Below are 12,178 nucleotides of genomic sequence, written 5' to 3'. Positions count from 1 at the left end.
TACCAGCACGGGCCGATGCGACCGACCACACCAGGTCGCTCGCGGAAAAGGCGCTCATCAGGTTCTCCGCAAAATCGGCCACGGCGGTGAGCACGTCCGGTCGGGCGAGGTCGAGGGCGCTCCCAAAATCCGTAAGGTCCCGCAGGTCCACGGCCTCGACCGTCACCGCGCCGTCAACCAGCCGCGCAAAACGACGCTGTCCGCGTGGGTCGGTGCTGTCGCCGATGATCAGAACCTTGGTGTCGCCTGGCGCATCAACCGCGGCAGCTGCATGCCGCAGCGCATCGTCCTGCCGGCCATCAAGGTGAATCCACTGGACGCCAGTAGGGGCAGCCCGAAGGTCGATCGGTGTTCGTCTCGCAAGGTCGCCCCGAATCGACAGCAACCAATTGCCGAGATCGTGCGCCCCTGCGTTGTTCCACCTCCAGGGGATCGTGAGCTCTCCTACCACCGGAAAAAACGCGACGACCTGTGTCTGCCAATCTGCCAATGGGTCGCCGCCGAAACCGAAGATAGACTGGAACGGGTCTCCGACGATTGCCGTGGGCAAGCTCTGGGCGAGCCAAGTTACGAGCGAGTGCTGGCGGATCGAGCAGTCCTGGTACTCGTCGACAAACAGCCGTTCATAGCTGGCGGCGAGAATGTCGTGGACATGCCCAGCCGCGACAAGCCGCGCCGCCGCGTCGCGGATGGCTTCGTAATTCGGCCGGGCGCCGTTCACGATCCGGGGATCGTGCCCCGCCCTTTGAGGGAATGTGGAGATCAGCCGGATCGCAAAGCCATCCAGTGTCGTGGCGCGGTAAGCGGCCGGCTGCACGCCGGCCTTTTCCAGGCGACCGCGGAGCGCGGCAACGCCGGCGTTGGTATGGGTCAACACCAGGAAGGGTTTTGTCCCGTCATGCCGCGCGAGCGCATCCGTTATGAGCTGGGTCTTGCCGCAGCCAGCCGGTGCGATCACCAGCCCACGCCCTATTGTGCGCAGATCGATTTCAGCGGCCGCCATCTTCAACCCATTCCAACACACCGTCCAATGTGCCGGTGAGGCTGGTGTTGGCATCCCCGTAAGCCGGGCCGACTATGTTTCGGCCCGCAGTTTCCATGGTGGTGATTGTCTTCAGCCAACCGAAGCGCGCCGCCGCGTTGCCGAGAAGCGTACGACTAGCGGGGCTGAGGCTATCAATCAGGGCCTCGGCTTCCAGATCATGGAGCGTCTTCGCCCCATTCGAAATGGTCTTTATATGCGCCTCGATGAGCACGCGTTCCTTGGCCTCGATGGCAAGATCCAGTAGTTTGTCCGCCGGGCCGTCCGGGAGTGCCGCGAAGAGCTCCTGCTCGAGCGCCCGTCCGCCGCCCCAGGCGAAGACCTTGCCACCGCCCGCGATGAAGATCGCTTCTGCCGGCGCCGGAGCTGGCTTGTCACTGTCGCGCAGGATAGCCACCCGGTAGCCGAGAGATTGTAGGGCATTTGCCCGGCCGAAGGTTTCATCGCCATTGCCATTGACGAGAGTGGCCCCGCAGGCTGCCAGCGAGATTTCGCCCGTAGCGGTAAAATGCTGATCCAGACCGCGCATGAGGCCGATCTCGCTCCCGCCCTCGCACACCACGATCGATGTGGCGAGTAAGGCGTGGGCATGTGCACGGATCGTGCCCTGCACATCCCCAGCATCGCTGGTGCGGGTGACGATATGGTGTCCCCCGTTCCTGCGAACGATATGCAGCTGATGCGCGCTCAGTTCAGTGACTGTTGTTGGAGAGTGGCTCGTCGCGAAAACCTGCAACGGCGGCACCTCTTCCTTGGCGCCTAGCGCTCCTAGCAATCGGATGATGCGGTGCGGCTCTAGACCGTATTCCAGCTCGTCGATCAGAAACGTCGTTGCCTTTTCCGCAGCCTTGCGCTGCAGAGCCGCGATCAGCAGCCGCGACGAACCCAGGCCAAGTGACCGCAGCGGCACCCCATCTTCATCGTGCAGCGAGATAGTGCCGCCGGTGAAACTAACCGAGCCTGCGTCGAGCAAGGCCTGGACAGCCGCGCCGACGGGCACGCCCATCTCGCCAGCGGCGGCTGTGACGAGCTTAAGCGATCCCTCCAGTTCTTTAAGTTCGTTCTGGTCGAAGGCGTTGCGCATCTCGCGGGCGGCTCTCGTCAGTTCTTTCGAAGCGTCCGCCTTGCCATCGGTGAGCTTGCTCAGCACCGAGCCACGACGCCACGTCAGGTGGGTGTCCCCGGTGACGCCAAGTCTGGCGGGCGCGACACGGGTGCGATCGGCCCAATTGAGGTTACGCGTGCGCCCTGCCGCCACGGCGCGGGGCGAGACGAGCGTCCATTCCGGTTCGAGGTCGTCTTGGACGGTGAGTTGCAGGGTGAGCGCAACCTCGAGTCCGGCGCCCGGTTCCGGCTCCACGGCACCGGTTGCCGCATTGAAGCCAACCAGGAAATCACCATAGGTGTCGATGTTTTTGAGCGGGTCATTGAGGGCGCCAATGGTTACGGCAATGCGGATGGGTCGACCGAAATCTAGGCCATGGAAATCCGCATCGGTAAAGGAAAGCGACCGGCGTGCGCCAAGGCAAAGGTCTATGGCATCGAGGATCGTCGACTTGCCACTGTCGCCGGGTCCGATTAGGCAGTTCACCCCCGGGGTTGGCAGCCAGCGCAAGGCCTTCACGGCCCGAAAATTCTCAATCTCAACCAGACGGATCAGCGCCATTCTACCTTGTCCCTCACCAGATTATCGCCACCGGACGCGTCCCACCGGAAGGGATCGAAGCCGCACTCGCTACCAGCTAAGTCAACGTCCAGCGTCCCTCGGGTGAGAACCGCCTTCAGTCGACGCATTCAAATATCGTTCAAGCTCTTCGATGCTCGCCATGACCTTGGCAAACGAGGGCGGGATGCCGAAAATCATCGCGGACATTCGCTCGTAGTCGGCTGCGAGCTTGGAGCGCATATCTTCGGTTGGGACCAGCCGATAGCTGCCGGGGGTCGCTCGGTCGTACCGGTGGTCCGGAGCACGAAACATCAGCTCCTTGTGTTGGCGGCATGCCTCGGCGAGATCGCGCATCGACGCCGTGGCCTCGCCATAGTCCCGGTGCGTCCAGATCTGGTGCACATCGTAGTAGTGGCGCGAGTATCGGTTCAGATCCGGAACCGGGCGGTCAGGGTTCGCGTCTGTGCGGCGCTTTTCGGTCATTTCGGTCATCGCGTGAAGGATCAGGACCTTCTCCCAAAAAGTCCGTTCCGGCTTCACCGTGGTCACGCCTCGGACGGCGAGATCGATGCCCGGCAGCTCAGAGGCGACATAGGGGATGATCTCACGCGGTTCGGCCGGAACGGGATCGGGTCGTGCCCCACCCTCGATGCGCACTGATGCCTGGACGTAGTCGTCGCCGGCGTTGAAAACGCTCGTGTAGGAGATCACCAGAATGTCGAGTGCGTCCTTATTCCTGTATGGATCAAAGCCGAAATCGACTGAGAAGTGTCCGCTCTGCTCGGTTGCTTTCTCGACCTCAGCGATCTCCTTGCTCAACAGGTCGCGCAGCGGACCGGAAATATACTCCCGGGCGGCCTCGTCGACGCGCTCAACCAGAGTTTTCTGCCGCTGGTTCACTGACGGGAGGGCGGCGATCTCGGCCTCCAGCGGCACCTTTAGGTCCGATTTATAGAGGCCGATATCGATGTCCTCGGAAAAGCGCTGGATCAGCCCATAGGCCTTGCTGAGGCTGGTTCCACCCTTGAAGTAAAGCCCGACAGGATCATCGAGACGCCGGTTGAACAGGAAATCGAGGACCCAACAGACATAGAGATCCTTTTCGATGTTCTCCGCACGTGTCTGCAGATCGGCGGTAACGGTCGAAAACAGCGCGCGCCGCTCATCGATCGTGGAGCGAAGGATTTCAATGAATGCCTGCTGCATTTTATCCTTTCGCACGCGCCCGCTTGGGCTCGCCCATAGCGCCGCCCGATGCAGCAAGCTCGCGTGTTATCGCCTCTACATGGGGATACATCCAAGCCGCGACAGCGTTGATGTTGTCGCGCAGATCCTGTTCGATCTGGTGCCGGTTCGGATCCTTTGCCAGGTGGCGCACGATACCATTCACTGCGATCTCAAGGCTGGAATTCTCATCACGAAACCAAGCCAGCGCCTGGATCACACGCATGGCGGGTCGTCCGGCCCAAAAAGCGGTCTTGGCGGCGATACGCTTGAAATCGAGGATGTAGATGACCGGCTTCGAGGACAGGGGATCGCCGGCGTTGGCCTGGATTTCAATCGTTCGAGGATAGGTATCGGCATAGATCGTTGATCGTGCCGGGACGGCCGTTGTCAGGCCGAGATCATTCGCGGCCGTCATTCCGTCGACCAATACGCGCAGTTTATCGCGTCTCGCAATTGCGTCGATGAACGACGATCGCGGGGGAAAGACCATTTTCCCCGTTAGCTTGCTGATTCCCGGCTTGTCATAGAGACCACGATACGGGCGACGGATATCACCGTGGTTGGCCAATCGCTGCAACGCCTTTTCGATAGCGTATGGCGTCGCGATGTCGAGGAAGTCGGCGCGCGACCAGACGCCGGCCGGCGCCGCCTGTACGATCCGAGCTTGAATCCGGTCCTGGGTGTCAGATGTTGGATCCGGCATGACACGCGCTCCTTCTGACCGAAGAATATATATAAAAATTGGTCAGTAGCAAGCTGACCAGAATTTCTATCCAAAGATTGGTCAGTTATGTATTTTCAAAACGACCGGTCCGCTAGCCCGTCGAGACTGGTTTGGAGTTCACGGATCGAGAGCGGCGTCCACCCATTACCAAGATCGCGGCCGGTCGGGCCCGAGACGAAAGCCCGATCGGAACACCACTCGCTCTCTGGTTCGACACGAAATTGGCTGCGACGGTCCGGGGAATAAATCATGTCGGGAAATCCGTTCCTAGCGCGAAAAATCCAACATAAAACGCTAGGATGATACGTTGATCCGCATTGAAGTTGACCGGTGCGAGCGATCGGCGCACAACCCTAGAAGGGGATCGCTTGCGTCTTCAGAAACTGCTCCAATTTTCCTAACGCCCTGAGCGCAACGCGGTAGGTCTTTTCGTCTCTGCAATAGATCACTGGCGGAAGGTTGTCGGTATCTTCGTTGCGGTCGCGCAGAAATGAATGGGCCGCGCTTCGGAGGTGTGTCTGCGCATCACGTGTCAGCCCGTCACGATGACGCTGTATCTCCGCGGCGCGTTCAGCCTCGGTATGCCTTTGCCTCTCGATTTGATTGAGGATCTCTTTCACCATTGCCAGGCCATGCACTCTGCGCGCACCCGCTTCGAGCGGCGTTCTACCTTCCAGGCGTTCGTTCGGCGTTTTCAGCCATTCATCCAATTCGGAACTACCAAACAATTTCGCCGCCTCGGCTCCTATTTGGTTGCAGCGGTCACGTCTGGCATCCTCGGCAGATTTGGCGGCAGCAGCCTTCCGTTCAGCCTCCTTGATTGCGATCGCATCGAGATGCCGTACGATTTCTTGCGAGATTGGCAGGTGAAGCAGATCATCAACATCCACTCTGCTTCCGCTGAATAAGGTCTGGATCAGACCGAGTTTCGCCGAGATATCAGCCTGAGCACCTTCGTCGTTCAGGAGATCAGAGTAACTTGGCCCTGCATCGCTTGGGGTGGCCAGCCATCCTTTCACGGTCAAATCGTTCCGCTCATCGTCGGGAACCTGACTGATTATCCATGTTGCAACTTTCACCGCATGGTCGAACGCGGCGCGCCGACCGGCATCTGCAAGCACCCACTCGGTCCATCGTTCGACCAACCCCGCATCCAAAACAAAGCCATGTGATCGTTGTACCGCGACACCAGCGTCAACGAGATATCGCAGGTAGGCGTCAACGGCGCGCCATGGGGCAGCGAACTGACCGAACTCTTTGATACCGGCGGCCTCGAGTTCGCTGCTGACAGGTCGGAATGATGGCGCAATGAACCGACGCGTCTCGAGATAATTCGCTATGGGAACGGCCTTGACGAGTTGCTTTCCCATCTTCCGGCCCAACAACACTTCGGTAAAGACCGCAGCTTGCCAGACGGCCGGCGGTACCGAGAAACATCCGTAGCCCGCGACATCGACACCGACATGCTGCAGAAGATCAAGCTCACGTAGCGCAGCCATTCTCGGCACACTGTCGCGATTGCCAGAGAGTGACGCTATCGAGGTCAGGTAATCCTTGATCAGTCGCTGTACTTCAGACTGTAACTTTTTCTCGGCCGCAATCCGGCTGCTCCGCTCTTCCTCTCTCAGCGTCGTCACCGCGTCGTCTATGGTTTTGTTGAACAGCCATCTCCGAGGCGCCGTGCGCAACACAGCATCAGCGACGATTTCAGGAGGCGCATCACGCGGGATCCTGGAAAGATCGATCTCAATCGCAGCGATCCCGTGCTCTCGAATGCGACGGATTTTCTCCTCGTCGCACGGATGAGTAACGGCCATCTCGACAAACAATTCATGCCCTTTGACGGTCACGTAGAGATCAGGAACAATTCCGTCGGGGTCGTTGTATTCGATGCGTGCGGATTCGAGCTTGATGTCGGTCGCGCCGGGGAGCGCCCTTTCCACCGCACCGTGGATTGCGATCCGCTTCGGAACCACCAGGGTCAAGCTGTCCGCGACAATCTGTTTTGCGAGCTTGTGGAGTGCCGTTTCGGGGGCGCCACCGCAAGCAGGACCGTAGTGAGCAAAATGAGGGACGACCTTGTCGGCCTTCGTTCTAGCAACGAGTCGCCTATCGCAGCCCGGACAGATGCAACCGCATTTCAGACCACGCTCGACCTCTAAGATGTGAACCATCCTGCCGCCAGCCGTTAGCCCATAGACCAGTTCGGCACGGTCAGAACCGTAGGAGGTGTGATTAACGGGAGGCATCCTTGCTTATCCAGGGACAGGCTTGTTGCAAAGGCAACGCTACACTCAACCACAATAACCCGAACGTTTTTGTAATCTTCAGTTGCGCTTGACCGCCTGGGTCGCCCTCCCCCCAATAACCCCTATCACAAGTATTGGACGTTAGCTGGACTCGTGTCAGGCTGTAGATCGGGGGTACCATGATGAAACTCAGAAACCTGGCAAAATTTAAAACTGGGGGAACCCAGCGTAAGATGACGGTTGGAATACCGTTGCCCCGGACGCCGGAGGGAAGGCCGCGTGAGCGAACAGGGATCGCCTGAATATCCGGCACGCTATTTCACCCTGCTACCAGAGGATAAAGTCGCGCTAAGGAAGAAACAACTGCAAGGTTAGTCTGCCGCTTAGTGTTTTGAATCGACGCACGATAGGACTGCGTCTCATCAAGGTCATCACACTCAAACCAAGCAAGCAGGCGATAGCTCCTAGATGAGGTCAAAGTCGAATGAGACGGAGCGAGGAATGCGTCCGAAACGGGAAGTTCTGACCCGAAGTCGAGGTACGTCTGCCACGACGTGAACGGCAGCCTTGCGCCGCCATAGCAATCATTTAGGTGGATCCAGAGGCTCCCAAAAAGCAGCCATGCTTGCCAAGCATGAAAATCTCCACAACATCAGAGCTTCGTGTGAAACACAGATGACGCCTAAACACGGCAATGAATTGACTGTGGAGAGATTGAATGACCCCATTGGCGGCTCGGCTTTTCAGAATGGGCGATGAGCAGAGTCAGCGAGAATTGGCCGCCTCACAATTCCTCGAATGTTCGGCCCTGACATCAATGGCTCTGGAAATGCGCAGGGCTGATCCGCCAGGCAGCGGATTTAGCGCGAACGCGCGCCTTCCTGCCCCTCGAACTTTTATTGAAACTGCGATTAGGGAAAGGCGTATCGCGTTCGCTTGTCAAGAACGAGCAGGTGATGGCCGAGTAACGGTCAATGCCGTCGCTGAACAAAATGGGAGGATCGCTGTGGCATGGCAGGCCGCATTCCAACCTGGCACGGACCACGTAACATTCGGTGAGGAGACCCTTCCGTCCGATGAAAAGTTTGCGAGCATTTACGCTGGCCTCCTTTTGGTTGAGAAGTTCCTTTGCCTGATCAACCAGCCCGGCCTTATAGACCGGCGAATTCGAGATACCGACAAACGGGTACTGCGACTTGCGGCTGAACGCGGCGTCGGCACGCCAGGGACAAAATGGCATCAATGTCACATCAGGCCCGGATTTCATGGTGCAGCCAATTCCGATGCAAATGCTACGCATCGCGAACATCAGCTGCACTACGTTCGGAAGCACCTAAAACCATCTCTTGGCCCCGATCGGTGGATCGAGGGTCATTGGCGCGGAAATGCGGATCTTGGGACGTATCTTAAGAGCTACGTCGGCCACCCTCCAAGGCCCAATAGTGTGGGGAGTACTGGTGAGCCCGAAGATTAGATACGGGCATCAGGCAACTATTTGGGAAGCTCGTAAGCCCTTAGCCATTATTCGGTGCTGCCGCCATGATCATGCCTCTCAAAAGCAGACAACTGAGTTTGCGCTTCATTTCGGCCGCTCCACCGTCTCGTCGAAAAAGCTAGGAGCTGCCGCTCACCATAACGTATCAAGCTGACCACGGCGGTAGAATGGTAGCGCGAGAGGGCCGTTTGGCGGGCGGCTAATGTGCAGGTCCCTGCTGCGGGCGCTTATTAGGGCTCTCATGGGTCCATTCCGCGGATGGAAGCCCGCAACCTCTCATTCATGCGTTAGACGCTCCCACTCGGCGATCAGCGACCTGTAATTCTCACGGAAGACCGCCTCTTCATCACCTTGCAGCGGCGTCGTTTGCGGGGAGAAGAATGTGCGACGAAGAGCGTCGATAATACGCATGTCACCTGGACCAAGTTCCGTCAGGGCTTGTTGCATCACCCATAACCCCAACCTTCCGCCCTCTTCGGGGAGCGCCGGTTCTTCGCTGAAATAGGGGTACACGACGCGGGTATATTCTCCCCTGACGCGCGCGTGAAGCGCATCCCTTATGCGAATTGTGCCACCTAGGTCCTCAATTCGCAGGTTACCGTGCACGCTTTGGGGAACGATTTCGACTGGCTCGTTTGACCAACGCAATTTCGCACTGAGCAATTCAAGGACGCCGTCTTTCAGCAGCGGGTATAATCGCTTGAAGCTCCTGTTTGACTTTATGCGGTCATCAGTCAGTTGTGTTAGATCACCGTCTCCCGATATATGCCGTTTGACGTCTGACCAAAAAGGCAAATAGAAATCGCCGCCTCGGCTTCGAGTGCCTCCGGCTTCCTTTCTGCGGTCAAGCCGAATATCCTCCTTCAAAATTGTCCGCCGCAACGACAGCGGCGCATAGAACAATTGCAGCGCCTTCCGGAGAGGAATGTCCAGAACAGTCATAAATGCCCCCGCTGGTCATGGATTGGCGCACGAGAATCACTTTAATTCGTGTGGCGACACAAGGGGAAAAGCGATTTCTTCTTTTTTACCAGCGCAGCCCGCACAGAAATTTCTGAACCGGTTTTCGAGACTTGTGCTTTCTCTGCCCAATTTGACCCTTCACCTCAACGCCCCATCGCGGGGCGTTGAGCAGACCGTGGTCGAATCTCAAGAGCGGACATCCAAGCTATCGGGCGAGGCGGTACCATTGTGTCGCTTGGCACTTAAACGTAAGAATGCCGCAGGTTTGTGCGGGCGGTGGCACTTAATTCGAGAATCTCAGCGCGCCGATTCTCAAATAAAATGCAAAAAGAAGAACTACGCCACGTCTGCCGTTGGCGCGCTATGAAATTGAAATCGCTGAGAAGTCATCGGCCTTATCGGAGATAAGATGCCTTAATTGATCAATAAAATGCAGAAAAATATTCCGCCAGCTCATTCTCAATTTAACTGCCTGGAGTCGTGACGGAATCTCAAATTAAGTGCCGATTCTCAAATTAAGCGCACAGCTAACACGCTGAAATCATTGACACGGCTGTCTCATAATTAAGGGTTCTCCCTCAATTTGTGTGGCGCGGTGGCAGCATTCGTGCTCTCAGCAGTTCGGGGCCTGCCCTGCCATACATTGCGCGCTTGAGGGTCTTGAGGCGGTTGATCTGACCTTCGGCCTGTCCGTTGCTCCAGGGCAGCTCGATGGCGTTGTTGACGGCATCGATGTCTCTGCGCAAAACACGGGCGAATCGCATGATCGGAATGATGTCGGAGTCGATTGCATCGTCGATCCAGGGGTCCAGTGTTTCCGACCTCTTGCTCCGAAGGGTACCGTTGAAGCGCATTGCCAGGCGTCGCATCTCGGCGAATGCGCCAGATCCCTGCTTCAGGGCATCGACTTTCCTTGCTTGTCGAGGCGTCAGCAGGCCTCTTGGCTTTATGCACAGCGCCGCGGCAACAACTGGCGAAATCGCGTGGCCGGTATCCGGATCTCGAACGGGTCCCAAGCTGATCGCCATCGAAGGAACATCATCGGCGCGCACTCTTTCGGCCCGCCGCCAAGCTCCCAGCAGTCGCTCCAGATTGGAGAAGCTGCCGGTGTAGCCGCGCTGCTTGACATCATGAAAAAGATGCCATCCGCGGCGGTTCCCCTCATTCCAGCATTGGGCAAGGAACGTTTCAAAGCACCATGGTGATGTGGGGTTCAATGCTGCTCGCCGCCTATCTGGCGGAGCCTTGAACTTGAGCCACTTCGCTACGCTGCGACGCTCATAGCCGGTCCGTCGGGCGATCGCGCTGTAGGACAGACCCTCCTGGCGTAAGGCGTGGAGCATCTCGAATATCTCCTGGCGATACTGCCTATGCGCGAGACGGGCACTCCGGCGATGTGTCGCAGCGTCGACAATAGCGTCCTCGGACAGGATGGATCTTCCTGAAGCACGTCCACTAAGGCTCATCTGTTCCTCGATTGCCGTACGAAGATTCTGGACCAGATGAAAGCGGTCGGTCACCTGGTGAGCCTGCGGTGCGCCTTCACGGACGGCCTGCGCATACAGGCCGCAGCGGTCTCGGCTGTCGATGCCGGCTCAATACTCCCCAGAAGTGCCGTTTGAATCTTCCCCAGTTTAGCGCTGTCGCCGGTCTTCCGGAGCGCGCTCCGGGAGACCGGCGGCGCATGATCGTTGATGCTTCTCCTGATGGTCGGGAGAGGGATTTCGGTGATCAAGATCGGGGAGATGATGATGATACTGGATTTGCATCGGCAGGGCCTGTCGGTGTCGGCGATCGCCAGGGAGAGCGGGATCGACCGCAAGACGGTATGCAAATACATTGCGCGCGGGCTCGAGGCTCCGGCCTACGGACCACGCAAGCCGCGTCAGGCGGTAATCGATCCCTTCACGGCCTATCTTCGCGAACGTGTCACGCGATATCCTGGGCTCACCGGCAGCCGGCTTTTCCGCGAACTGAAGGACCTCGGCTATGGCGGCGGCTACACGGCCGTTACCGACTTCCTGCGCGACGTCCGTCCTGCCGCGGCGGAGCGTGGATACGAGGTTCGCTTCGAGACCCCGCCCGGCGAGCAGGCGCAGGTCGACTTCGCCCAGTTCAATGTCGTCTTTGCCGATGAGCCGACCACGCCGAGAATCGTCTGGCTATTCTCCATGGTGCTTGGCTTCAGTCGCCTTATCTGGGGACGCTTCGTCGTCCACCAGGATCTGCCGACTGTCTTGCGCTGCCATGCCGGGGCTTTCGAGGCGTTGGGCGGCGCTCCTCGCGAAGTGCTTTACGACCGTATGAAGACGGTTGTGATCGGCGAAGGCGATACCGGCGGCATCGTCTACAACCGTGCCCTCGTCGATCTTGCCCGCCACTATGGTTTCCATCCCAAGGCGTGTCGGCCTTACCGCGCCAAAACGAAAGGCAAGGTCGAGCGGCCGTTCCGCTACATTCGCGAGGACTTCTTCCTGGCCCGGTCCTTTCGCAATCTCGAAGACCTGAACGCCCAGTTGCGTCATTGGCTGGACACGGTCGCAAACCCGAGGGTTCACGCCACCACAAGGCGTGTCGTCAACGAAGCTTTCGCCGAGGAGCGGGCAGCGCTGCGGCCGCTGCCTTTGGCTCCGTTCCGATCGGTCCTAAAGCTCGAGCGACGTATCAGCCGGGAGGGCCTGGTCAGCGTCGGCGGCAATTTCTACAGCGTGCCCGACGCCACCAGGCGCCGTGTCGTCGAGGTACACACGCTGGCCGAAGAGTTGCGCATCTTCGAGGACGGCGCACTGATTGCCACCCATCCTATTCTCGA

8 protein-coding genes and 1 pseudogene are annotated in these 12,178 nt (G+C 58.5%); 1 reads left to right on the top strand and 8 read right to left on the bottom strand.

Going from position 1 to position 12,178, the window contains the following annotated elements:
- From E5W70_RS26985 to E5W70_RS26950, 8 genes and pseudogenes are all read right to left on the bottom strand, one after another.
- Window positions 1-1,003, bottom strand: a 1,003-nt coding sequence (locus E5W70_RS26985; RefSeq protein ID WP_292664207.1) for a UvrD-helicase domain-containing protein, incomplete at its 3' end; no start/stop codon positions are given.
- Window positions 990-2,708 carry an ATP-binding protein gene (locus E5W70_RS26980; protein ID WP_292664206.1) on the bottom strand — a complete coding sequence of 573 codons (1,719 nt, stop codon included), beginning with the start codon at window positions 2,706-2,708 and terminating at the stop codon, window positions 990-992. The genes E5W70_RS26980 and E5W70_RS26985, both read right to left, overlap by 14 nt.
- Before the next feature lie 81 nt (window positions 2,709-2,789).
- A complete protein-coding gene (locus E5W70_RS26975; RefSeq protein WP_292664204.1) occupies window positions 2,790-3,914 on the bottom strand; it encodes a nucleotidyl transferase AbiEii/AbiGii toxin family protein in 1,125 nt (374 codons plus the stop codon).
- Between the two features lies 1 nt (window position 3,915).
- Complete coding sequence (locus E5W70_RS26970; RefSeq protein ID WP_292664202.1) at window positions 3,916-4,638, bottom strand: DUF6088 family protein; 723 nt, start codon at window positions 4,636-4,638, stop codon at window positions 3,916-3,918.
- 374 nt (window positions 4,639-5,012) lie between these two features.
- Complete coding sequence (locus tag E5W70_RS26965) at window positions 5,013-6,908, bottom strand: MbcA/ParS/Xre antitoxin family protein (protein WP_292664200.1); 1,896 nt, start codon at window positions 6,906-6,908, stop codon at window positions 5,013-5,015.
- An 814-nt stretch (window positions 6,909-7,722) separates the two neighbouring features.
- A complete protein-coding gene (locus E5W70_RS26960; RefSeq protein WP_292664198.1) occupies window positions 7,723-8,226 on the bottom strand; it encodes a hypothetical protein in 504 nt (167 codons plus the stop codon).
- A gap of 453 nt (window positions 8,227-8,679) precedes the next feature.
- On the bottom strand, window positions 8,680-9,345 hold the full coding sequence (locus E5W70_RS26955; RefSeq protein ID WP_292664196.1) for a hypothetical protein: 666 nt from the start codon (window positions 9,343-9,345) through the stop codon (window positions 8,680-8,682).
- Between the two features lie 599 nt (window positions 9,346-9,944).
- Window positions 9,945-10,949, bottom strand: a pseudogene (locus tag E5W70_RS26950) (transposase); the annotation flags it as partial.
- Window positions 10,950-11,093: 144 nt separating this feature from the next.
- On the opposite strand from E5W70_RS26950, the gene istA reads away from it, so the two are divergent.
- The coding region (gene istA, locus E5W70_RS26945; RefSeq protein ID WP_292664194.1) for an IS21 family transposase at window positions 11,094-12,178 on the top strand (1,085 nt) is incomplete at its 3' end.

It is taken from the genome of Mesorhizobium sp. (assembly GCF_005063415.1).
Classification (GTDB): Bacteria; Pseudomonadota; Alphaproteobacteria; order Rhizobiales; family Rhizobiaceae; genus Mesorhizobium.
This window is presented reverse-complemented; position numbering and strand designations above follow the sequence as displayed.